At 58.0% G+C, this 21905-nt stretch carries 20 protein-coding genes and 4 tRNA genes; 15 read left to right on the top strand and 9 right to left on the bottom strand.

Going from position 1 to position 21905, the window contains the following annotated elements; translation table 11 throughout:
- Positions 1 to 144 precede the first annotated feature (144 nt).
- The gene (locus tag LG300_RS00745) at positions 145 to 1212 is read right to left on the bottom strand and encodes an NAD(P)/FAD-dependent oxidoreductase (RefSeq protein WP_404376537.1); all 1068 of its coding nucleotides are present in this window, start codon (positions 1210 to 1212) and stop codon (positions 145 to 147) included.
- Between the two features lie 185 nt (positions 1213 to 1397).
- On the opposite strand from LG300_RS00745, the gene LG300_RS00750 reads away from it, so the two are divergent.
- Positions 1398 to 2300 carry a TIGR01777 family oxidoreductase gene (locus LG300_RS00750; RefSeq protein ID WP_404376538.1) on the top strand — a complete coding sequence of 301 codons (903 nt, stop codon included), beginning with the start codon at positions 1398 to 1400 and terminating at the stop codon, positions 2298 to 2300.
- A 16-nt stretch (positions 2301 to 2316) separates the two neighbouring features.
- Here LG300_RS00750 and rapA read toward each other — a convergent pair whose 3' ends face one another.
- Entirely contained in the window at positions 2317 to 5265 is a 2949-nt protein-coding gene (rapA, locus tag LG300_RS00755) for an RNA polymerase-associated protein RapA (protein ID WP_404376539.1), read from the bottom strand.
- Positions 5266 to 5380: 115 nt separating this feature from the next.
- Positions 5381 to 6184 (bottom strand): redoxin family protein, encoded by an 804-nt coding sequence (locus LG300_RS00760; protein WP_404376540.1) that lies wholly within the window; start codon positions 6182 to 6184, stop codon positions 5381 to 5383.
- Between the two features lie 66 nt (positions 6185 to 6250).
- On the opposite strand from LG300_RS00760, the gene LG300_RS00765 reads away from it, so the two are divergent.
- Positions 6251 to 6499, top strand: a complete 249-nt coding sequence (locus LG300_RS00765) for a hypothetical protein (protein ID WP_404376541.1) — start codon at positions 6251 to 6253, stop codon at positions 6497 to 6499.
- Between the two features lie 97 nt (positions 6500 to 6596).
- On the top strand, positions 6597 to 7805 hold the full coding sequence (locus tag LG300_RS00770) for an ABC transporter substrate-binding protein (RefSeq protein WP_404376542.1): 1209 nt from the start codon (positions 6597 to 6599) through the stop codon (positions 7803 to 7805).
- Between the two features lie 74 nt (positions 7806 to 7879).
- On the opposite strand, the gene LG300_RS00775 is transcribed toward LG300_RS00770, so the two are convergent.
- From LG300_RS00775 to typA, 6 genes are all read right to left on the bottom strand, one after another.
- Positions 7880 to 9205, bottom strand: coding sequence for a branched-chain amino acid ABC transporter permease (locus LG300_RS00775; protein WP_404376543.1), 1326 nt, complete (start codon positions 9203 to 9205; stop codon positions 7880 to 7882).
- Positions 9205 to 10209, bottom strand: a complete 1005-nt coding sequence (locus LG300_RS00780; protein ID WP_404376544.1) for a branched-chain amino acid ABC transporter permease — start codon at positions 10207 to 10209, stop codon at positions 9205 to 9207. The genes LG300_RS00775 and LG300_RS00780 overlap by 1 nt, the downstream gene beginning before the upstream one ends.
- Before the next feature lie 16 nt (positions 10210 to 10225).
- The gene (locus LG300_RS00785) at positions 10226 to 10954 is read right to left on the bottom strand and encodes an ABC transporter ATP-binding protein (protein ID WP_404376545.1); all 729 of its coding nucleotides are present in this window, start codon (positions 10952 to 10954) and stop codon (positions 10226 to 10228) included.
- Between the two features lie 106 nt (positions 10955 to 11060).
- Entirely contained in the window at positions 11061 to 11831 is a 771-nt protein-coding gene (locus tag LG300_RS00790) for an ABC transporter ATP-binding protein (protein WP_404376546.1), read from the bottom strand.
- Between the two features lie 48 nt (positions 11832 to 11879).
- Positions 11880 to 13322 (bottom strand): sodium-dependent transporter, encoded by a 1443-nt coding sequence (locus LG300_RS00795; RefSeq protein WP_404376547.1) that lies wholly within the window; start codon positions 13320 to 13322, stop codon positions 11880 to 11882.
- A gap of 285 nt (positions 13323 to 13607) precedes the next feature.
- Positions 13608 to 15434, bottom strand: coding sequence for a translational GTPase TypA (gene typA / locus LG300_RS00800; RefSeq protein WP_404376548.1), 1827 nt, complete (start codon positions 15432 to 15434; stop codon positions 13608 to 13610).
- Between the two features lie 163 nt (positions 15435 to 15597).
- Here typA and LG300_RS00805 point away from each other — a divergent pair, with 163 nt between their 5' ends.
- From LG300_RS00805 to rplL, 12 genes are all read left to right on the top strand, one after another.
- Positions 15598 to 16581 carry a biotin--[acetyl-CoA-carboxylase] ligase gene (locus tag LG300_RS00805; protein WP_404376549.1) on the top strand — a complete coding sequence of 328 codons (984 nt, stop codon included), beginning with the start codon at positions 15598 to 15600 and terminating at the stop codon, positions 16579 to 16581.
- The gene (locus LG300_RS00810; protein ID WP_404376550.1) at positions 16578 to 17417 is read left to right on the top strand and encodes a type III pantothenate kinase; all 840 of its coding nucleotides are present in this window, start codon (positions 16578 to 16580) and stop codon (positions 17415 to 17417) included. The genes LG300_RS00805 and LG300_RS00810 overlap by 4 nt, the downstream gene beginning before the upstream one ends.
- 128 nt (positions 17418 to 17545) lie before the next feature.
- Positions 17546 to 17629 (top strand) — tRNA-Tyr (locus LG300_RS00815).
- Between the two features lie 106 nt (positions 17630 to 17735).
- A tRNA-Gly gene (locus LG300_RS00820) sits at positions 17736 to 17809 on the top strand.
- A gap of 15 nt (positions 17810 to 17824) precedes the next feature.
- Positions 17825 to 17899, top strand: a tRNA-Thr gene (locus LG300_RS00825).
- A gap of 149 nt (positions 17900 to 18048) precedes the next feature.
- Positions 18049 to 18124: transfer RNA gene (locus LG300_RS00830), tRNA-Trp, on the top strand.
- Between the two features lie 71 nt (positions 18125 to 18195).
- Positions 18196 to 18579 (top strand): preprotein translocase subunit SecE, encoded by a 384-nt coding sequence (secE, locus tag LG300_RS00835; protein ID WP_404376551.1) that lies wholly within the window; start codon positions 18196 to 18198, stop codon positions 18577 to 18579.
- A gap of 8 nt (positions 18580 to 18587) precedes the next feature.
- Positions 18588 to 19121, top strand: coding sequence for a transcription termination/antitermination protein NusG (gene nusG / locus LG300_RS00840; RefSeq protein WP_404376552.1), 534 nt, complete (start codon positions 18588 to 18590; stop codon positions 19119 to 19121).
- 122 nt (positions 19122 to 19243) lie between these two features.
- Positions 19244 to 19675: a 50S ribosomal protein L11 gene (gene rplK / locus LG300_RS00845; protein ID WP_139527863.1), complete on the top strand. Its 432-nt coding sequence runs from the start codon at positions 19244 to 19246 to the stop codon at positions 19673 to 19675.
- Positions 19676 to 19677: 2 nt separating this feature from the next.
- Positions 19678 to 20370, top strand: a complete 693-nt coding sequence (gene rplA, locus LG300_RS00850) for a 50S ribosomal protein L1 (protein ID WP_404376553.1) — start codon at positions 19678 to 19680, stop codon at positions 20368 to 20370.
- A gap of 300 nt (positions 20371 to 20670) precedes the next feature.
- Positions 20671 to 21177: a 50S ribosomal protein L10 gene (gene rplJ / locus LG300_RS00855; RefSeq protein WP_404376555.1), complete on the top strand. Its 507-nt coding sequence runs from the start codon at positions 20671 to 20673 to the stop codon at positions 21175 to 21177.
- Positions 21178 to 21289: 112 nt separating this feature from the next.
- Positions 21290 to 21661: a 50S ribosomal protein L7/L12 gene (rplL, locus tag LG300_RS00860; protein WP_253502939.1), complete on the top strand. Its 372-nt coding sequence runs from the start codon at positions 21290 to 21292 to the stop codon at positions 21659 to 21661.
- Positions 21662 to 21905 lie beyond the last annotated feature (244 nt).

Genomic DNA, 21905 nt, shown 5'->3' on the forward strand with positions numbered 1-21905 from the left:
TGTGCCACTGAGTCGGTTAACGGTTCGATGAATAGCGTCTAATCGAAAAGATAGCGTCACGCTATTATAGGCACCTTTGTACAACTTGTGGCTGCTAGGTACAACCTTTGCTGTTTCTCTCCTGGTGTGCCTGATCGATGGCTGTTAATAGACCGACCGGCCTAATAATGCCTCTCCTAACCCATCGCCGGATAGCCAGGCATCCTCTACACGGCTCCCGCGAAAGCTGTCACCACATAGTGATAAACCGCTCTCGCTGTACAAGAAAGATTGGCTACCGGCAATAGCGGGCTGGGCGTAGCGCCAGCGATGAGCACCCAAATCAACTAGCCCGGGCAGCGGCGTTTGCTCGGGCATGAGCGAGGTAAAGGCATCCAGCAACTGCTGTGCGGCGTCTTCCGGTGCTAATTCAATATGGGCATCGCTCCAGTCTAGCTGGGCAAGCAGGCTCAGGCTTTCGGGCTGGGACTCCCGGCCTGGTTTGGTGTGATTGCGGGAGACTAAACGCAGCGCAGGGTGCTGGGTATGCAGGCTCTGCCAGTCAGTATCGACGCCCGATAGGGTCGGAAACGGCGAGTCAAAGATAGCCCACGCCGCCCAGCAGCCTCGCTGTGGGCGCGCTTCACAGGCGGCGGAGAGCGTCGGCTCCCAGCCTGCGAGTAGCGCTTTCGCCTGCGGGGGCGGTGCACTAATGACGACGTGGTCAAAGGGGCCGTATTGCTCGCCGTTAGTATCTTTGAGCTGCCAACCTTGCGTTATTTTATCCAGTGCCGCGATGTGCGTTTCAAGCGATATAGAGGCGTGATGGAACGTGCTCAGCGTATCGGCGAGGTGGCGGGTAATGGCGCTCATACGCGGTGCCCCGCAGTAGCGCACTTGCCCATCATCGTGTATTTGCCAGCCGGATGCACTAGCCTGATAGCGATGCACCGGCCACATAGCCACACAGCCTGCAGCTTGCCATTCAGCGACTTTGTGAGCAAAGCGTGCATCGCGCACGGTAAACGTTTGAGCGCCTAAATCGAGTGTGGCCGTAGGGCGCTGCTTACTGGACATCCGCCCGCCCGGGCCGCGCGCTTTATCGAATAGCTGAACATTAACGCCGTGTTGTGCCAACCGATGGGCACAGGCTAGTCCAGATAAACCGGCACCAATAATCGCCACGGTGGACGCGTTAGAAAGTGGGGACGTTACGTTCGCCGGTTCAGCCATAAATCCTCGCGGTGGGGTAGCGTTAATCAAATTATCTGTAGCAGTTGTGTATAGATATCGTACAATTAAGCGATATGCAACGTGCGCGGCGGTGTTGGCACCACTTTTTGATATCAACCATTTGATCAATCAGTAGCGGCGACCACGCTGGCGCAAGTGACGTCCAACGCCAAAGGAGTGACACCATGCGGGTACTAATTACCGGGGGCAGTGGCTTTGTGGGTCAACGGCTCTGCCAACAGCTTATTGACCAGGGGCACGAGGTGCAGGTGGTGTCTCGGGCGCCGCATCAGGTGCGGGGAAAACTACCCAAGGCGTGCGATATCCGCGATAGCGCTCAAGCCTTTGTGGACACACCGCCGGATGCACTGGTGAACCTGGCGGGGGAACCCATCGCGGCGAAGCGTTGGAGCGCCGAGCAGAAAGAGCGGCTGGTTCGTTCACGGGTGGAAAGTACCCAGCAGCTGATTGCGCTCTGTGAGCAGCTGGCGGCCAACGGTCAGCCCTTACCGAAAGTGATGGTGAGCGGTTCAGCCATGGGCTACTACGGTGATCAGGGCAGTAACGTGGTGGATGAAACCACACCGCCCCATGATGAGTTCGCCCATCGGCTGTGTGCCCAGTGGGAAGCGGCGGCCAAGCCCATTGAAGCCATGGGCGTCAGGCTAGCTATTTTGCGTATTGGCTTAGTGCTGGAGGCGGGGGGCGGCACGCTGCAGAAAATGCTGCCACCGTTCAAGCTGGGCTTAGGCGGGCGATTTGGCGATGGCCAACAGTTTATGCCCTGGATTCATCGGGATGACTTGGTGGCGGCGATCATTTTTCTGATCAACGAGCCAACGCTGTCAGGCGCTTTTAACGGCAGCGCGCCGCATCCGGTAACCAACGCTGAATTTACCCAAACGCTGGCCAAGCAGCTGCATCGTCCGGCCATCTTTCCGGTGCCTGCTTTCGTGCTGAAAGCGGGCTTTGGGGAGATGTCGCAGCTGCTGCTCACCGGTGCGGATATGCGCCCGGCACGCTTGAGCGAGGCAGGTTTTCACTTCCAGTACCCGACGCTTTCAAAAGCGCTGGCGGCTATTTTATAGCCGCCAGCGGCGGGCATTAGCTCGCGTTAGGGTCGACGGTAATGATCACCCGCACGGAATCAAGCCGCAGGCGGGTGTTCTCGATCGCGCTGCTCAGCGCTTGGCGCTCCTGCTGCAGCGCTTCCAGCTCTTCGCTGCGTACCGCCGGATTGTGCTCTGCCAGCGCCGTCAGGCGGGCTAGTTCAGCATCCAGCTGGGCGCGCATACGGGTTTCCGCAGCTTCCACGATGCTTGGCAGTTCCCGCTCGGCTTCGCCCTCCCCTTGGGTGAGCAGTTCGCGTAGCTGGTCATGGCGGCTCTTAATCAAATCCCGCGCCAGCGACTTATTCACCTTTTGCAGGTTTTTGCCCAGCCCGGTGAAGGAGATCTTGCTGGTCAGATTCGCGCCCGACTCATCCAGCAGTACCCGCACGGCGGTAGGCGGCAAAAAGCGGTTCAGGTGCAACGATTTGGGCGCCGGGCAGTGGGTACGGAACACCAGCTCGGCCATTAGGCGGCCGCTGGGGATCGCCGGATGGCGCAGCAGCGCCAGCGCCGTGTTGCCCATGGTGCCGTCTAATATACGCCCCATCATCTCCCGCAGCAGCGGGTGCTCCCAGGAGAGCCGCTGTACGTCATCCCGCGCCAGCGCCTGGGCGCGGCTATAGGTGGCGGAGAAGCCCTCTTCGCCTTTGACCAGCCCCGGCAGGCCATCCAGCATGTGCTGGCTGGGTTGAAGATGCAGCAGGCCGTTGCCGATCTCCTGGCTATCGACCCCGAAGATATCTAACGCGCGCTCCACGTAGCGGGGCAGCGCCGGGTCCTCGTCTAGCTCGCGCACCGCCTCGATCACCTGTTGCGCTCGTGCTGGGCGACAAGCATTAAGCTCTAGCAGGCGGTTGCGGCCCGCGTCCCGCTCGGCAAGTTTGGCGGTGAACATCTCGCGGGTCTCTTCGATGATCTCGTCGAGCGCTTCGTCGTCGAGCAGTGCATCGGCCAGGGCATCGCCAAAGGCGTCGAACAGGTCGCTGCCAATGCCGTGGGGCGCGCTGAAGGCGTCCATACCTTCGTGGTACCAACGCAACAGGCGCTCGCCGGGGCTGCCGGTGAAGTTGGGCACGTGCAGCTCGATGGCGTGGCGCTGGCCGATCCGGTCTAGGCGGCCAATGCGCTGCTCTAGCTGGTCGGGGTGCTGTGGCATATCAAACATCACTAGGTGGCGGCAGAACTGGAAGTTGCGCCCCTCGGAGCCAATTTCAGAGCACACTAATACCTGGCAGCCATCCTCTTCGTCGGCAAACGCGGCGGCGGCCCGGTCGCGCTCGACGAGCGACAGCCCTTCGTGGAAAACCGGTGCATGGTAGCCGCCCAGCACCCGTAAACCTTCCGCCAGCCCTTCCGCCGTTTCGCGGTGGTGGGCAATCACCAGCACTTTGTCGTTGGCAAAGCCCGCTTCGCTGTCGTCGCTAAGCTTCTCCAGCAGCCAGTTAACGCGTGGGTCGATATGCCACCAGGACTCGGTGTTCAGCGGATCGTTGCTGAGCTCACGGTACATGGCATCCGGGTAGATCAGCACGTCCGGGTGATCCATGCCGGTTTCGATCAGCAGCTCGTCCAGGTAGTCGTCGTCGCGCTCCAAGCGGCGCAGCACGCGGCGATAGGCCGAAGGCAATTCCAGCTCGGCCAGGTGCAGGCGGCGCTCAGGGAAGCCGCCCACATGGCGGCGGCTGTTGCGGAACATGACGCGGCCGGTGCCGTGACGGTCGAGCAGCGCATCGCGCAGTTGGGCGCGGGCGGCGTCCTGCTGCTCGGGACTTGCCTCTGGGTGACACAGCGTAGCAAGCAGCGCTTGGCTGTCCCGGTCGTCGGCCACGGCGGCGACGCGTTCGCGGGCACTCGCGGTATGGGGCAGCTCTTCCAGGGCATCAATGGCACCGGCGACCGCGACGTAGTGCTGCTCTTCCTCTTTGAAGCGCTCGATGTTGTGGTAGCGCTCGGCGTCCAGCAGGCGCAGGCGGGCAAAGTGGCTCTCCAGGCCCATCTGTTCCGGCGTGGCGGTGAGCAGCAGCAGGCCGGGAATCTCGGCCGCCAACTGTTCTACACACTGGTAGCCGGGGCCGCTCTTCTCCGGGCTCCAGTCCAGATGGTGGGCTTCATCGACGATCAGCAGGTCGAAACGGCTGGCCAGGGCTTGATCCTGACGATGAATATTAGCAAACAGCCAGCCTTGGCTGGCCAGCACCAGCTGCGCGCTCTCGAACGGGTTAGCGCTGCCATGGGCTTGGCTCTGGTGCTCGTCCAGCAGTGTCACGTTTAGTGAGAAGCGGCGCAGCAGCTCCACCAGCCACTGGTGGGTCAGGCTGTCGGGCACCAGGATTAGTGCACGCTCTACCCGCCCTGCCAGCAGCAGGCGGTGGAGGATCAGGCCTGCCTCAATGGTTTTACCCAGCCCTACCTCATCGGCTAGCAGAACGCGCGGCGCATGGCGACCGGCGACTTCGTCGGCGATATACAGCTGATGGGGAATCAGATCGATACGCGGGCCGGAAAACCCCAGCGCGCTGTGCTGCTCGATGCGCTGGTAGTGGTGCAGGGTACGAAAGCGCAGGTCGAACCAGTCGTTGCGGTCCACTTGGCCGGTGAGCAGGCGGTCACGGGCCTGGTCGAACTGCATGGTGTCGGCCAGCTTGGCCTCGGGCAGTTCGCGTAGGTTGCCTTCGCTGTCTTCACCGATGTAGGTGATTAGACCGCGGCTCTCTTTACTGTCATCAACGATCATCTGCCAACCGTCGGCAGAGAGCACGCGGTCGCCGCTGCCAAACATCACGCGGGTTAGCGGTGCCTGGCGGGTATTGTAGGTGCGGGTTTCCTGGCTAGCACTGAACAAAATGGTAACGCTACGGGCGTCGCAGTTAAGCACGGTGCCGAGTCCAAGCTCGGCCTCGCCGTCGCTAATCCAGCGCTGGCCGGGAGAAAAATCGCTCATGATGCCTCGAGGAAGTCGTCAAAATCGGGTCGCACGCCGCCGGGGCAGGTCACCGGCGACAAACAGGGCGGGGGATTCTAACGCAAAGCAGCGGGGGGATTAAGGTCTATCGTGGTCAATCGCTCAGCCAGCGCTCTAACTGTGCGCTGGTTAGTTCGCCAACGTGAACATCCAACGTCTTGCCATGTTGGTCAAACAGAATGGTGGTGGGCAAGCCTGGCGCTTGGAACCGTGCTGTTAGGGTTTGCTGTGGGTCAAGCAGCGGGTAGCGTAAGGCGAGCGACTGCTCGTCTAAATAGCGCACGATGGGGAGCAGGTCTTCCCCCTGGTTAGCCGCCACAACGGTGACGCCGTCGCGCTGGTCAGCCTCTTCCAGCAACGGCATCTCGCGCAGGCAAGGCGGGCACCAGGTAGCCCATAAATTCACGATAATCAGCTCATTCTGATTCGCCAGCGAGGGGAGGTGAACCGCATTACCGTCAACATCCTCTAGGGTAACGTCGGGTAGCGACGCCACGGCAAACTGCTGGCCGAGCGGTGCCAGGGTAACCAGTACCAGCCAGAGGCTAACCGCCCCCAGCGTCATGGCAAGCCCGCCGAGCAGTGCCAGCAGCCGAGCGCGCAGCGTCCAGCCGGTCCACAGCAAGCCAGCGGTTAGCCCGCCGAGAGCGTGATAGCCCGGCTGCCACACTTTCAGGGTGTCGAGCGGGTTGGCGCTGTAGCTCTCCCAGTTAAGCGCTACAAAGGTTATTCGTGCTCCGAGCAGCCACGCCACCAGCAAGCCATTAAACCAGCGGCCATGCTGCTTAGCGGGCAGCCCCAGTAGGTAGCGGCTGCTAAAAAGTAGCAGCAGCGCACAGATAAATGCGTAGAGCCGGGGAGTAGAAATCAGCAGTGGACCAAGGGCAATGGCATTCATAGTGGTTCCAATAAGCAGGTACACTAAGCCACCATACCATGCACGCTACACACGACGGAGATGTCGATGCCGCAATCCTCTTTTGACACGCTGCGCGCGCTGGCGATTGGCACCCAGGCATTAGGCCTTACGCTGATTATCACTTTAGAAACCGTGCTGGGCGATAGTGCGCGCCCTTGGCAGGGCGTGGTGCTGGCAGCCATGGTGGCTGCAGCCCTGGCGATTGCCCTGGTGCGGCTCTACCGCAGCAAACGCCGCCAGAAGCGACTGGCCGAACGTTTAGAAACGCCAGCCTCTAAAAACACCAAGCGTTAGAAAGCGTTGCTTGTGTTTTTTGCATTCCGGTTCCAGATTAAGGGTAGCCCTGCGCTGGACAGTCGGGGCACTCAACCTACTGGGAGCGACAAATAATATGATTAATAAGCGCGCATTAGCCATTGCCGTAGCGGCCTCATCACTTGCCTTAACCGGGATGGCCCAGGCGGAGGTCAAAGTTGGCTTCTTGGGCGGCTTTACCGGGGGAATTGAGAGTTTGACACCGCCGATCTTTGCCGGTGCTCAATTAGCGGTCGCTCAGGTTAATGAGCAGGGTGGCATCTTGGGCGGTCAAACCCTGGAAATGCCCTCCGGCGATACAACCTGTTCCGACGCGTCGGCAGCGTCTAACGCGGCAGACCGAATGGTGAACTCTGAAAACGTGACCGCCATCGTCGGGGCACTGTGTACCGGGGCAACCATTGCGGCTGCCAACAATGCCGCTATTCCTGGCGGCGTGCTGATGGTGTCACCCGCGTCAACAGCGCCGGCGGTCACTGCGCTAGAGGATAACGACCTAGTCTTCCGCACCGTGCCGTCAGATGCCTTCCAGGGCGAAATCCTAGCTAAGCTGCTGCTGGATAAAGGCATCAACTACGTTGCCGTTACCTTTGTGAATAACGACTATGGACGTGGCCTCTCCGATGCCTTTAGTGAGGCGTTTACCGCCGGTGGCGGTGAGGTAGCGGCCAACCTAGCCCACGAAGATAACCGTGCTGATTATCGCTCGGAGCTGGGCTCACTCTCTGCCAGCGGCGCGGATACCCTGGTCGTGCTGGCTTACGCAGACACCTCGGGCCAAACGGTGCTGCGCCAAGCCTATGAGAGCGGCATGTTCACCCAATACGTGGGGGCGGACGGCATGGTGGGCGATAGCCTGGTAGAAGCAATTGGCGCTGACGTGTTGGATGGCATGATTGCCACTCGTCCTGGCAGCCCAGAGCTACCTGGCACTGAAATATTTAACAACGCAGCGATGGAAGCTGACATCGACCCCAGCGCCGTGTTTGCGGCTCAGGCTTACGATGCAGCCTTCCTAATTGCGCTAGCTATTGAGCAGAACGGCAGTGCGGATCGCGAAAGGCTATCGGAAGCACTACGTAGCGTTGCGAGTGCTCCGGGTGAAGTGATCCTGCCCGGCGAGTGGGAAAAAGCGGTGGAGCTGATCGCTGCGGGTACCGATATTAACTACGAAGGCGCCTCCGGTACCCATGAGTTTGACGATAATGGCGATGTCCCTGGTGTTGTGGTTGAGATGGCCGTTGAGAACGGCACCTTTACCAGCAAAGGCCAGGTGGACTTGTAAACCGCTGACATCACGCACTAGTAAAACGCCCCCGCTCATCGAGCGGGGGCGTTTTTTTGGTGACGCTCACGGTGTTAGCCGTGGCTTTTGATCTTCTCAGGCAGCAGGCCTTTGGGTGCAAAGCGCAGCACTAGGGTAATCAGCATGCCGATCACCAGCACCCTTGCCTGCAGTGCTCGGCTGTCCATATTGCTGGGAGCCTCCCAGCCAAAGGCGCCTTCCCCAAACGCGACAAACAGCTCCATTAAAAACAGCGCCAGCGGCTCTGACATAATCCAGATAATGTAGACCGCCACGGCACCAAAAATGGTGCCCAGGTTATTGCCGGGGCCGCCGAGGATGACCATCACCAGCACCAGGAAGGTGTGGTTAAGGGGTAGGTAGCCCTGCGGGTCGAACAGGCTGTTGAACGTGCCCAGCATGCCGCCCCCCAGGCCCATCAAAATGCAGCCCAGCACGAAAATCTCCAGGCGGCGTTTGTTGATGTCCTTACCCATGGCCGCTGATGAGACTTCGTTATCGCGAATCGCGCGGATCATCCGCCCCCAAGGGGCGTGGTAAGCGCGATGCAGCAGGAAGAAGATCACCGCAATGACCACCGCCGTCACCGACAGGTAAATCGCTCGGGAGAGGGTAAAGCCGAGCTCGGCAGGGCCAGGAGTTGGCCAGGGCAGCGGGGAGACTGTCGCCGTGCCACGGGTGAGCCAGTCGGAGTTTTTCAAAAACGCCTTGATGATCTCGGCAATGCCTAGGGTGGCGATGGCCAGGTAGTCGCTGCGTAGGCCAAGGCACACATGGCCGATAAAGTAGCCCACGCCACCGGCCAGCGCACCGCCAACGATCCAGCCTACCCATGCGGGCAGGCCAAACCCGCCAATAAATCCCGCCTGGGACTGGATTTGGCTGGTTACGTCGCGCAGTAGGCTGATCACCACCAGATAGAGCACCACCGCCAATACCACGGCGATCACAGTGCGCAGCGTTTTCGGCACGCCCAGCCGGTCGAGCTTGGTGGCTCCGATGACGACGACCGTGGCCGCGAGGCCGTAGAGCAGCACTTGGCCCAGCTCGCCCGGTAGCTCCGTGCCCCAGAAGGCGTCGTTGACCGGTACGCTAAACAGCATGGCGCAGAAGCCGCCGAGGGCCACAAAGCCCATCACCCCGGCATTGAACTGCCCCGCGTAGCCCCACTGGATCGTCAGGCCCAAGGCTAAAATGGCGTAACAGGCGGCTTCCACTAGCATGCGCGTGCTGTAGGCTGCCCCCATCAGGGCGTACACCCCCAGTACGGCGGCAAATAGTGCGCCAAACAGCACCAGCTCGCGCAGCGGAAAACGGCGCGTTGGAGTAGCGTCTTTCGGCGTGTAGGCAGGGTTACGTGTGTTGGTTGGATGGCTCATCAGATCACCTTACCCTTAAACAGACCGGTTGGGCGCCACACCAGGATGGCCACCAGAATAAAGAACGGCACCACAATCTTATATTCGGTGCCCACGAAGGCGAGGTTCGATGGCAGCGTCAGCCACTCCGGGAAACTGTCTTGAAAGGGGCGTAGCAGCACGTGCCAGTTAAACACCGCTAAGGTTTCGGCAAAGCCCACCACAAACCCTCCGGCAATGGCGCCGTAGGGGTGGCCCACCCCGCCCACAATCGCCGCTGCGAAAATCGGCAGCAGCAGGAAGAAGCTCAGGTCCGGTTTGAAGGTCACGTCCAGCGAGAGCAGCGTGCCAGCAATGGCTGCCAAACCGCCCGCAATCACCCAGGTGACCGCCACGATGGTGTTGGTATTAATCCCCGACGCCTGGGCCAGCTCCGGGTTATCCGACATGGCGCGCATCGCCTTACCTAAACGCGAGCGGTTCAGGAAGAGGTGCAGCGCGATGACCGCTACCAGGGTGATGACAAACAGGTAGATTTGCGGTTCGGTAACCACAATCGGGGCACGGGCGCCTTCAAATGGCAGTGCTAGGCGAAAAATCTCTTTGCGGTCATCCACGTAGAGGCTCTGCCCGCCGGTGCCGGAAAATAGCCGGATAAGCCCCTGGAGCATCAGCGTGACGCCCAGTGAGCCAATCACCATAACGATGGGCTTCACGCCGTGGGCGCGCAGCGGCTTATAAAAGGCCTTGTCGATACCGACGGCTAGCAGGGCGGTCAGCAGCATCGCCAGGGGCAGCATAATCAGTGCCGTAGGCACGCCAATGCTGGCGCCGACGGCGGGAAAGGCCGTGGTGAGCAGCAGCACCATAAAGGCCCCGAAGGTCATCATGTCGGCATGGGCAAAGTGGGCAAAGCGCATAATGCTGAAAATCAGCGTCACGCCAATCGCGCCAATGGCATAAATCGAGCCAGTGACGCTGCCCGCAATCACCACGTTATTAATAAAAAAAGCCAGTTCGTTCACGCGTTTCTCCCCCGGGCTAGCCGCCCAAAAAGCTTTTGGCGACATCAGGGTCGGCAAGTAGGGCCGCCCCGGTATCCGTAAAGCGGTTCTGGCCTGCCGCCAGGACAAAGCCTTTATCAGCAATGGCCAAGGCCTGCTTGGCGTTCTGCTCGACCATTAAAATACCCACGCCGGCGGCGTTGATCTTTTTCACGCGGTCGAAAATCTCGTTCATATAGAGTGGCGACAGGCCTGCCGTCGGCTCGTCCAGCAGCAGTAGGCTGGGTTCTGCCATCAGCGCGCGGCCCATAGCGACCATCTGGCGCTGGCCGCCGGATAGCTCGCCGGCAGGCTGGTGGCGTTTCTCCACCAGCGGTGGGAAGAAGTCGTAGACCTGCTCCAGCATACGTTTGACGTTCTGCGGCTTCAGGTAGGCACCCATCTCCAGGTTCTCTTTCACCGAGAGGCTGGGGAAAACGTTTTTCTCCTGGGGAACAAAGCCCATGCCACGCTCCACCAGCTGGTTGGGCGGCAGGTTGTGGATCGGCTGGCCGTTAAGCAGGATCTCGCCCTGGTTAACGTTCAACAGCCCAAACACCGCTTTGAGCATGGTGGATTTGCCCGCGCCATTGGGGCCAACGATGACGCCGACCTCGTCGGCATACAGGGTCATGTTGACCCCATTTAAGATATTCATGCTGCCATAGCCGCCGTGCACGTCGCGTGCCTCAAGCAGTGGCTGGGGTGATGCCGGTGTCGATGACATAAACGCGTCTCAGCAAGCGTCGCGCTGGGGTGTCCAGCCGCGATCATGTTGTTGTTACCAGTTGTGTGGCTATTTATTGTGATGTTGGTCAGTGAGTCACTGTTATTTAGGCGGCATCAGAGCCGAAATAGGCTTCAATAACCGCTGGGTTGTTCTGTATCTCTTCGATATGGCCTTCGACCATCACGCTGCCCTGGGCCAGCACAATCACCGGGTCGCAGAGCCGTGAAATCATATCCATATCGTGCTCAATGACCAGGAAGGTGTAACCCATTTCGCGGTTGAGCCGCTCGATATTGCTCATCAAATCGCCCAGCAGGGTGCGGTTCACCCCGGCGGCAATTTCATCCAGCAGCACGACCTTGGCATCGGTCATCATGGTGCGACCCAGCTCCAGCAGCTTTTTCTGACCGCCGGAGAGGTTGCCCGCCAGTTCGTTGCGCACGTGGTGCAAGCCTACAAAGTCAATCACTTCCAGCGCTCGGCGGCGCACCTCGGCCTCTTGCTGGCGCACGAGCCCTGGCTTGAACCAGGTGTTGAACAGGCTTTCGCCTGCCTGGTGGGGGGGCACCATCATCAAGTTTTCCAGCGCGCTCATCTGGCTGAACTCGTGGGCAATTTGAAAGGTACGCAGCAACCCTTTGTGAAAGCGCTGGTCGGCGCTTAACGAGGTGATGTCTTCGCCATCCAGTAGAATGTGGCCGCTGTCGGGTGTCAGCGCCCCGGCGATCAGGTTGAATAGCGTTGATTTACCGGCCCCGTTAGGGCCAATCATGCCGGTAATCGACCCCTTCTCCACTCGGATGGAGCAGTCGTTGATGACGTGTAGCCCACCGAACGCTTTATTCACGTGTTGTACTTCGATAAGCGGTTGCATGGTGTCCTCGTAAGGCAGGCGGCCTCTCAGCCGCCTGCAGTATGGATATTATGATGATGTTTTAGGTTGGCGTAGCCGCTGGCTAAGCGCAAAAGCAGCAACGATGATCAGTGCGCCCAGGGTGGGGATGAGATACCCCTCTACCTGGGGAATCGTGCGTAAAAAAACGAATGATACTGCGGCCGGGCCGACAAAGCGCACCAGGAAGCGCCAAATAGTAAACCAGGTGGCATGGGAACCAAGCTCTTTCTTTACTTCGCTTTGAGTGAGCGCCCAACCGGCAAACAGCGCGATCATCAAACCGCCCAAGGGCATAAAAATATTGGTCAGCAGTTCGATAAACTCAAAGGCGCTGCGCCCGAACAGGCTGTGGAAAATCGTGCCTTCGGCCCATACGTTAAAGCTCACTACGGTCAGCAGGCCCATGGCCCAAGCGGCGACTACCATGATGGTCACTGCCTGGGGGCGGGTCATATCAAAACGCTCCACCAAGAACGCTGCGACTGGCTCAATCAGTGAGATCGACGAGCTGATCGCCGCGCCCAGCACCAGGATAAAGAACACACCGCCTACTAATGCACCAAACGGCATTTCGGCAAAGGCCAGCGGAAGCGTCACAAACATCAGCCCTGGGCCTTGGCCGGTCTCCAGTCCTGCACCAAATACCAGCGAGAAGATCGCTAGACCCGCTACCATGGCCACGGCAGTGTCCACGAAGGCCACGGCAATGGCGGTGCGCGTCAGCGAGGCTTCGCTAGACATATAAGCGCCGTAGGCCATGATGGCGCCCATACCGAGGCTTAGGGTGAAGAATGATTGCCCCATGGCCTGCAGCCAGCCTTCCAGGCTGAGGTCGCCAATGTTGAAGGTGAACAAGAAGCTGGCCGCAGCGCCCACATCACCGTTGATGATGCCGTAAATCAGCACCACGATTAGGATGACAAATAGTGCAGGCATCATGATACGCAGGCCCGATTCGATTCCTTTGTGAATCCCCATGCCAACGATCAGCGCTGAGCCGACGATAAACAGCGTGTGATACAGGGTCATCAGCCCAGGAGAGGCGAGTAGGGCGTTGAAGCCGTCGCTAATGGTTTGGGCGTCCGCTCCTGCCAATGAACCGGTGAGCATCAACCAGGTATAGTGCAGTGCCCACCCAGCAATAACCGAATAGAAACTGAGAATCAAAAAGGCAGACGCTGCGCCTAGCCAACCAATCGACTCCCATGCCCGGGAGGTCTTATGGGTTTTGGTTAAGTGGCGCATGCCCATGATTGGGCTTCGGCGGCTGGTGCGCCCCAGCATGGTTTCAGCGATGAGGATGGGAATACCCACGGCAAAGATGGTTAGCGCGTAAATCAGGATAAACGCGCCGCCGCCGTTTTCACCGGTAAGGTAGGGAAAGCGCCAGAGGTTACCGAGACCAACGGCAGAACCAACCGCTGCCAGCAAGAAAGTGCCTTTATGCGTCCAGACGTTATGACCGCTCATGTGAAGGAGTGTCCATGTAGGGGTGTCAGGATGGGGGTAGGTATCCAAACACTTGTATGAATTGTGGCGTGTCAACAGCCCGTGGGCATGCTGAGATTAGCGCTACTTTGCGATAGAACGCCCGTGCTTTCCAGCGCGCTAGCGTTTAGGTTGCGTTAGTGGGCTCGCTTGGCGACAAACCGCTGGTTGCGGTCGATTGGTTGTCTAGCAAAAAAATGTTGTGGCATGGCGACGTTACATCAAAAAGCCCGCACGGCGGCGGGCTTTGGAGAAGCAGCGGTCAGCTTATTTTTTGCTGGAGCGCTTGCGTTCGTTCTCTTTTAGCAGTTTCTTACGCAGGCGGATAAAGTTCGGCGTTACCTCGACCAGCTCATCGGAATCCAAGAATTCGATAGCCTGCTCAAGGGTGAACTTCACCGGTGGTGTTAATACGATGTTTTCATCGTTACCCGAGGCACGCATGTTATCCAGCTTCTTGCCTTTGGTGGGGTTAACCACCAGGTCGTTGGCACGGCTGTGAATACCGATCAGCATGCCTTCGTACACTTCGGTGCCGTGATCGATAATCAGCTTGCCACGCTCCTGCAGCGTGTACAGCGCGTAGGCCAGCGCCTTACCGTCTACCATGGAGACCATCACGCCGTTACGACGCTCGATGGCGGCGTCAGGCTTCAGCGGGCCGTAGTGGTCAAAGCGGCTGGTCAGAATGCCGGTGCCAGAGGTCAGGGTCAGGAACTGGCCACGGAAACCGATTAAACCACGGGCGGGGATGATGAAATCCAAACGAACGCGGCCTTTACCATCCGGGTTCATGTTGGTCATTTCACCTTTACGGTAGCCAAGCTCTTCCATGATTGAGCCCTGGTGCTGCTCTTCACAGTCGATGATGACTTCTTCGTAGGGCTCCTGCTTAACCCCGTCGATCTCTTTGATGATGACTTCCGGGCGGCCAACGGCCAGCTCGAAGCCTTCACGACGCATGGTTTCGATCAGTACCGAGAGGTGCAGTTCGCCACGGCCAGAGACTTTGAATTTCTCGGGTGTTTCGCCCTGCTCAACGCGCAGCGCCACGTTGTGGATCAGCTCCTGATCCAGACGGTCTTTGATGTTACGGCTGGTGACGAATTTGCCGTCTTTACCGGCGAACGGCGAGTCGTTGACCTGGAAGGTCATAGACACGGTTGGCTCATCAACGGACAGCGGCGGCAGCGCTTCAACAGCGCTTGGGTCGCACAGCGTATCGGAGATGGCGAGTTCTTCGATACCGGTGACACAGACGATGTCGCCCGCAGTCGCTTCGGTAGTTTGCACCCGCTCAAGGCCCATGTGGGTCATTACCTGGCCGATTTTGCCCTTGCGTACCTTGCCATCAACACCAATGACCGAGACCTGCTGATTCGGCTTAACGGAGCCACGCTTAATGCGGCCCAGGCCGATAACGCCAACGTAGCTGTTGTAATCCAGGGCAGAAATCTGCATCTGGAAGGGGCCGTCGACTTCTACCTTCGGCGGCTCAACGATATCCACAATCGCTTGGAACATCGGGTCCATGTTGTCGGCCAGCTCTTCCGGGTCCATGCCGGCAATGCCGTTCAGCGCCGAGCAGTAGATAATCGGGAAGTCGAGCTGCTCGTCGGTGGCGCCCAGGTTGTCGAATAGATCGAAAATCTGGTCGATAACCCAATCGGGGCGGGCGCCGGGGCGGTCAATCTTGTTGACAACAACGATCGGCTTCAGGCCCTGAGAGAAAGCCTTCTGGGTAACGAAGCGAGTTTGCGGCATCGGGCCGTCAACGGCGTCAACTAGCAGTAGAACCGAGTCCACCATGGACATAACGCGCTCAACTTCACCACCGAAGTCGGCGTGCCCAGGGGTGTCCACGATGTTGATGTGGTAATCCTTGCCATTACCATCTTGCCACTGAATAGCAGTGTTTTTGGCCAGGATGGTAATACCACGCTCCTTCTCCTGGTCATTAGAGTCCATGATACGCTCTTGGCCTTCGGCCTTACGGTCAAGCGTGCCGGACTGGCTTAACAGTTTGTCTACCAAGGTAGTTTTACCGTGGTCAACGTGGGCGATGATGGCAATGTTGCGAAGATTCTCGATCACGACGCGATCCTGCTGGAAAAATAGGGCGGCATTATAGGGTCTGGGGGTGGTCCACTACCAGCACTGTCTTAAACAAAGCGGCAAGTCAATAACCTAAACGCGGCAGTTTTCGCTGTTGTGACGCTTCCGTTAAGATAGGCGTTTTCCCAGTTGGGGCAAGCACATGACCATCGGTAACCTGATGCGTTTGTTAAGCGATGGCGAAGTTCATTCCGGTGAACAATTAGGCGAAGCGCTGGGCGTTTCCCGAGCCGCCGTGTGGAAACAGCTAAAAAAATTAGAGGCGCTAGGCGTAGAACTGGTAGCCGTCAAAGGGCGTGGCTACCGGTTGGCCCACCCGTTAGAACCGCTGGATGGCGCCAAAATCGTTGAGCGTCTGCCCGCCGATGCACGCCATTTGCTGGCGCGGCTGTTTGTTGAAGACCAGCTCCCTTCCAGTAATGAATACCTGCGCGAGCGCTTCTCTCAAGGAGCGGGCCATGGCGAAGTGTGTTTTGTCGAGCTACAAACCGCCGGGCGTGGCCGCCGTGGCCGCGTGTGGTCGACGCCCTGGGGGCAAAGTCTGATGGTGTCGACGGGCTGGCGCTTTGAGTCGGGTGTTAACGCATTGGAAGGGCTCAGTCTGGCGGTAGGTGTGGTGGTTTCCCAGGTGCTAGAGCAGTACGGTGTCTCGCCCAAACTGAAGTGGCCCAACGATGTACTGCTGGCCGAGCAAGGCGATGAGTTAGGCAAGCTGGCAGGCATTTTGATCGAGGTGACCGGCGATGCGGCAGGCCCCTGCGAGGTCGTGATTGGTATCGGTATGAATTTATCGTTACCGGATAGCCTACGTGCTGCTATTGACCAGCCGGTGGCAGCGCTGTTTGATGTCAAAGCGGGTATTTCTCGCAACCAGCTCGCAGCCGATATGGTAGCGGGTTTGTTGAACATGCTGTCAGGTTTTGAGAGTAGCGGTTTTGCGCCTTGGCTTGAGGCATGGAACCAGCGTCATGCCTATGCAGGCCTGCCTATTCGCGTGCTTCAGGGTGAGCGTTCAAGTGATGCCGTAGCGGGCGATGTAGATGAGAGTGGTAACCTGTGGGTTACTGAAAACGGTCACTCGCGACGCCTGTCGGGCGGTGAGATCAGCGTACGTAGGCGCCTATGATTTTGGATTTGGATATCGGCAACACGCTGTCGAAGTGGCGGCTTAAAGATGCCGAGAGTAGCGAGATTCGCTCGCGAGGTGCCGTATGGACACGGGAGGAGTGGCGCCCAGGAGCGGATATCCCCAACCTGGAAGTCGTTGAAGCCGTGCGCATCTCCAGCGTAGCCAGGGCAGCCGTGCTGGATGAGACTGTTGCTTTACTGCGTCGCCAGGTGCGTCACGTTTATGTGGCTCGCTCAACGCCAGAGGCACTTGGCGTGATTAATGGTTATGAAGAGCCCGGTCGGTTAGGCGTTGACCGCTGGATGGGAGCGCTGGCGGGCTACCAGCTCGCGGGTGGCTGTTGCGCAGTAGATTGCGGTAGTGCCATCACCATTGACTTCGTGCTGCCGGGGGGGGCGCACCTAGGCGGCTTTATTATTCCCGGCCTGCGGCTCATGAAAGAGAGCCTGAAGCTGGGAACCCGTAACGTCGCCATTGACCCGGAAAGCGAAGCTGATGCGCTGCTGGAGCCTGGGCGGCGCACGGTAGATGCGGTGAATCATGGTATCTATATGGCAGCCGTAAGCGCGATTAACCGCATCTACAGTGAAGTGTGCGATCAACAAGGCGTAGCGCTACCGGTGCTGCTCACCGGCGGTGATGCCAGAGTCGTTTCCCGCGGGGTGCAGGTGCCCCATGCGGTATGGCCCGATATGGTATATGGCGGGTTAGAGGCCAGTTTTCCGCTGACCTTTGCCGAGCGGGCAGGCAAAATGTCCGGGGCTCCTCGAGTTCCTGAGCCGGTGTCGTTAGAAAAAATTCGCGCAGGTCTTGCATTTTCCATGCTGCTTTGACAGAATGCAGCGCGTTCCAGGGCGGAAGTGGCGCTTGATAAAGCGCAGCCTCACAGCAAGCTTTGATAAATAAAGAGTTTGCAGGCTTGACACCGCTTTGGAGGCTGGCATAATGTGCCGCCACAGATGGAGAGGTTCCCGAGTGGCCAAAGGGAGCAGACTGTAAATCTGCCGCGAAAGCTTCGAAGGTTCGAATCCTTCCCTCTCCACCAGATTGTTCAGGCGCTGAGTTGCTCAGTGTTTGGGAATGAAAAGCCGGTAAGCGGGCATTAGCTACTGTTTCTCGTGCAACGGATTGTCATTCTATAGGCAAGTTCGGCGGGCGTAGTTCAATGGTAGAACCTCAGCCTTCCAAGCTGATGGTGCGGGTTCGATTCCCGCCGCCCGCTCCAGTTTGATGTGTTTTAGCTCATGTAGCTCAGGGGTAGAGCACACCCTTGGTAAGGGTGAGGTCGACGGTTCAATTCCGTCCATGAGCTCCATATTGCGAAGAAAGCGAGCGATGCTCGCTTTTTTTGTCTTTACTCCTCGCGAGCTGTGAAGAGTAAAAGTAAGGGTTGTCAGGTGGAGGTTTCTCCGCTATCATGGCGCCCGCTGTTGCGTAGGCATCTGTCTGCGCACATGACGATACAGGCCAGTAGCTCAATTGGCAGAGCAGCGGTCTCCAAAACCGCAGGTTGGGGGTTCGATTCCCTCCTGGCCTGCCAACCTTCCCCAGGTTGGTATGTCTTTCTAGAATTCCTTTGTCGCTCGCTGCACCCTTAGGAGTCTCGTTTTTATGAAGCCTAGTTCCGTAAAAAACGGCGCAGAGGTGCAACAGACGCGCCATGACGGGCTCAAGTGGGCGGCGGTTGTGGCGCTGCTTGTCGTTGCAGTCGTTGGTAATACCTATTTCGCCGATGTTGGCCTGCTCTACCGCGTCTTGGGTGTGGTGGTGTTGTGTGTGGTCGCTGGTTTGATTGCGCTAACAACTACCAAAGGTCGCGATTTAGTCGAGCTTGCCATAAGCGCCAAGAAAGAGATTCAGCGCGTTGTATGGCCGACCCGCCCCGAAACCATTCAGACAACCGCCATTGTGCTGGTAGCTGTATTGGTGGTGGGTTTGATGCTGTGGTTGATTGATACTCTTCTTGGCTGGGCGATGTCCGGCGTCATTGGTTAGGAGCATTCATGTCCAAACGTTGGTACGTCGTCCACGCTTATTCCGGCTTTGAAAAGCATGTCATGCGTTCGCTAATCGAGCGTGTGAAGATGTATGGCATGGAAGATCGCTTTGGCGAAATCCTTGTGCCGACGGAAGAAGTGGTTGAGATGCGCGACGGTAAGCGCCGCAAGAGTGAGCGCAAGTTCTATCCCGGCTACGTGCTAGTTGAGATGGAAATGGCCGATGAGACCTGGCACCTGGTGAATGAAACGCCGCGCGTCATGGGCTTTATTGGCGGTACTAAAGAGAAGCCAGCGCCGATTACTACTCGCGAGGCAGAAGCGATTCTGCGCCGCGTGAAAGATGGAGCCGACAAGCCGCGGCCCAAAACTATGTTTGAGCCGGGTCAGTCCGTCCGCGTTATTGATGGTCCGTTTGCTGACTTCAACGGTGTTGTTGAAGAGGTGAACTACGACAAGAGTCGACTGCAGGTCAGCGTGCTGATCTTTGGTCGTGCGACGCCTGTTGAGCTTGAGTTCTCTCAGGTGGAAAAAGAGTAAGTTTCTAATGTTGCAGGGTGGTGCGCCATGCGCGCCACCCTGGATTCATGTAAAGCAGCCCCGCGCTGCTTTACGCGTACCGGGGAGCCGTCAGGCGCTATCACCCAACTGGAGTATTTACCATGGCCAAGAAAGTACAGGCTTATATCAAACTGCAGGTTGCTGCAGGTAAAGCCAACCCGAGTCCGCCCGTAGGCCCTGCGCTGGGTCAGCACGGCGTGAACATCATGGAATTCTGTAAGGCGTTTAACGCGGCCACTCAAGAAATTGAGCCTGGCCTGCCGACGCCTGTCGTGATCACTGTCTACTCCGACCGTAGCTTCACGTTCGTCACTAAAACACCCCCGGCTGCCGTTCTGCTGAAAAAAGCAGCAGGCATCAAGTCCGGTTCCGGTGAGCCGAACAAGAAGAAAGTTGGTACCGTGACTCGCGAGCAGCTCGAAGAGATCGCCAAGACCAAAGAGCCGGATATGACGGCTGCTGATCTCGACGCCGCGGTGCGTACCATCGCTGGCAGCGCTCGTAGCATGGGCTTAAACGTGGAGGGTCTCTGATCATGGCTAAACTGTCTAAGCGCGCGAAGGTTATTCGCGAGAAAGTAGACCCGAACAAAGCATACTCTCTGGAAGAAGCCGTTGCGCTGCTTTCCGAGCTGTCTACCGTTAAGTTCAAAGAGTCTCTGGACGTGGCAATCAACCTTGGCGTTGACCCGCGTAAATCTGACCAGGTTGTACGTGGCGCCACCGTTATGCCTAACGGTACTGGCAAAGACGTACGCGTAGCCGTCTTCACCCAGGGTGCTAACGCTGATGCTGCTAAAGAAGCCGGCGCTGACATCGTGGGTATGGAAGAGCTGGCTGAGCAGGTCAAAAAAGGCCAGATGGACTTCGACGTCGTTATCGCTTCTCCAGATGCGATGCGCGTTGTGGGTCAGCTGGGCCAGATTCTTGGTCCGCGCGGCCTGATGCCGAACCCGAAAGTTGGCACTGTAACGCCTGACGTGGCGACTGCGGTTAAGAACGCCAAAGCAGGTCAGGTGCGTTTCCGTACCGACAAAAACGGCATTATCCACACCACGCTGGGTAAAGTTGATTTTGATGCAGCCTCTATCCAGGGCAACCTGGAAGCACTCGTGGCTGACCTGAAGAAGCTCAAGCCGAGCTCCTCTAAAGGTATCTACTTTAAGAAGATTACCCTGTCCACTACCATGGGCCCGGGTTTAACTATCGACCACTCTGCGCTGGTATAAGCGAGTTGTCGGCAGATTTTTAGTAAGTACCGAGCAAGAACTTTGCGGTCCCTCGTCTGGTAGTAAGCCGAGCGAGGCGCCGTCAAAGACCGCAGGTGCCGCCTTTTCTTCTAAAGATTGGGCGGCTTAATCGCCCTAGAGCGCCTGCGCAGATGGTGTGGCCGCCAGTTGGTTAACGCTTTTCGCAAGCCGCTTTCTGGTGAGCACCATCCCCTAAGGCTTCCAAGGTGAGCTGTATCACTTGGAAGAGATGGTAACCACCGGAGCCTTTATGGGTTCCGGCACGAAGGAGTGATCACTGTGCCACTAGCACTTGAAGGCAAGAAAGCGATTGTTGCCGAGGTCAGTGAAGCGGCCAAGGGCGCACTCTCCGTCGTAGTTGCCGATTCTCGTGGCGTTACGGTCAGCAAAATGACCGATCTGCGTAAGCAGGCCCGTGAGAACGGTGTTGAGCTTCGTGTTGTACGTAACACGCTGGCTCGCCGCGCACTCGAAGGCACTCAGTGGGAGTGTCTGAACGAGAGCTTTGTTGGTCCTACTCTGCTGGCTTTCTCTACTGAGCACCCGGGCGCTGCTGCTCGTCTGTTCAAAGATTTTGCTAAAGAAGAGAAGAACTTCGAAGTTAAGGCGCTGGCCTACGAAGGTGAGCTGATTCCGGCTGCTGACATCGATCGTCTAGCAACCCTGCCGACTTACGACGAGGCAATTGCCAAGTTGATGTCGGTAATGAAAGAAGCCTCCGCTGGCAAGCTGGTTCGTACTCTGGCCGCCCTGCGCGACCAGAAGCAAGAAGCCGAAGCTGCCTAAGCAGCGTTTCTTGCAAGTGGCGTGAACGATTTTATCGATACGCTGCCTGAACCAAGCAATAAATCCCGAGTCCTCGGCCGACCGAGACTCCCGCAAAGTTAGGAATGAAACAATGGCACTGACCAAAGACGATATCATCAATGCTGTAGCCGACATGTCCGTAATGGAAGTTGTCGAGCTGATCGAAGCAATGGAAGAGAAGTTCGGCGTTTCTGCAGCGGCAGCCGTGATGGCTGGCCCGGCTGCTGGCGGCGAAGCAGCTGCTGAAGAGCAGACTGAATTTGACCTGGTACTGGCTTCTGCTGGTGACAAGAAAGTTAACGTCATCAAAGCTGTTCGTGAAATCACCGGTCTTGGCCTGAAAGAAGCCAAAGGTGCCGTTGACGGCGCGCCGGCGACCATCAAAGAAGCGATGTCTAAAGACGACGCTGAAGCAGCTAAGAAGAAGCTGGAAGAAGCGGGCGCAACCGTCGAGCTCAAGTAATCCTTGTGCTGATGGCTTTACGCGCTGCGTAAGCTTCCACGGCTGGCGGCGGGCTATCCCGCTGCCGGCCTTTTTCTGTTGTAGTATGCTGCAAGGCAACAGCAGAAGCGCTGCGGTAAAAAGCAGCAAAACAGTAAGACCGTTGTTGTGAAGCGTACGTTGTTGTAACGCGTAAGTTGTGAAGCGCGAGTGATGTTAGCAAGCGACAGCAAAGCGCGAACAGCACTACTGTAACACTGTTATC

The organism is Vreelandella aquamarina (assembly GCF_044805175.1).
GTDB classification, from domain to species: Bacteria; Pseudomonadota; Gammaproteobacteria; order Pseudomonadales; family Halomonadaceae; genus Vreelandella; species Vreelandella aquamarina_B.

What these genes read in the sequence shown, in the direction of transcription:
- LG300_RS00745 (WP_404376537.1), bottom strand. Translation starts at nt 1,212, where the DNA reads ATGGCTGAACCGGCGAACGTAACGTCCCCACTTTCTAACGCGTCCACC.
- LG300_RS00750 (WP_404376538.1), top strand. Translation starts at nt 1,398, where the DNA reads ATGCGGGTACTAATTACCGGGGGCAGTGGCTTTGTGGGTCAACGGCTC.
- rapA (WP_404376539.1), bottom strand. Translation starts at nt 5,265, where the DNA reads ATGAGCGATTTTTCTCCCGGCCAGCGCTGGATTAGCGACGGCGAGGCC.
- LG300_RS00760 (WP_404376540.1), bottom strand. Translation starts at nt 6,184, where the DNA reads ATGAATGCCATTGCCCTTGGTCCACTGCTGATTTCTACTCCCCGGCTC.
- LG300_RS00765 (WP_404376541.1), top strand. Translation starts at nt 6,251, where the DNA reads ATGCCGCAATCCTCTTTTGACACGCTGCGCGCGCTGGCGATTGGCACC.
- LG300_RS00770 (WP_404376542.1), top strand. Translation starts at nt 6,597, where the DNA reads ATGATTAATAAGCGCGCATTAGCCATTGCCGTAGCGGCCTCATCACTT.
- LG300_RS00775 (WP_404376543.1), bottom strand. Translation starts at nt 9,205, where the DNA reads ATGAGCCATCCAACCAACACACGTAACCCTGCCTACACGCCGAAAGAC.
- LG300_RS00785 (WP_404376545.1), bottom strand. Translation starts at nt 10,954, where the DNA reads ATGTCATCGACACCGGCATCACCCCAGCCACTGCTTGAGGCACGCGAC.
- LG300_RS00790 (WP_404376546.1), bottom strand. Translation starts at nt 11,831, where the DNA reads ATGCAACCGCTTATCGAAGTACAACACGTGAATAAAGCGTTCGGTGGG.
- LG300_RS00795 (WP_404376547.1), bottom strand. Translation starts at nt 13,322, where the DNA reads ATGAGCGGTCATAACGTCTGGACGCATAAAGGCACTTTCTTGCTGGCA.
- LG300_RS00805 (WP_404376549.1), top strand. Translation starts at nt 15,598, where the DNA reads ATGACCATCGGTAACCTGATGCGTTTGTTAAGCGATGGCGAAGTTCAT.
- LG300_RS00810 (WP_404376550.1), top strand. Translation starts at nt 16,578, where the DNA reads ATGATTTTGGATTTGGATATCGGCAACACGCTGTCGAAGTGGCGGCTT.
- secE (WP_404376551.1), top strand. Translation starts at nt 18,196, where the DNA reads ATGAAGCCTAGTTCCGTAAAAAACGGCGCAGAGGTGCAACAGACGCGC.
- nusG (WP_404376552.1), top strand. Translation starts at nt 18,588, where the DNA reads ATGTCCAAACGTTGGTACGTCGTCCACGCTTATTCCGGCTTTGAAAAG.
- rplK (WP_139527863.1), top strand. Translation starts at nt 19,244, where the DNA reads ATGGCCAAGAAAGTACAGGCTTATATCAAACTGCAGGTTGCTGCAGGT.
- rplA (WP_404376553.1), top strand. Translation starts at nt 19,678, where the DNA reads ATGGCTAAACTGTCTAAGCGCGCGAAGGTTATTCGCGAGAAAGTAGAC.
- rplL (WP_253502939.1), top strand. Translation starts at nt 21,290, where the DNA reads ATGGCACTGACCAAAGACGATATCATCAATGCTGTAGCCGACATGTCC.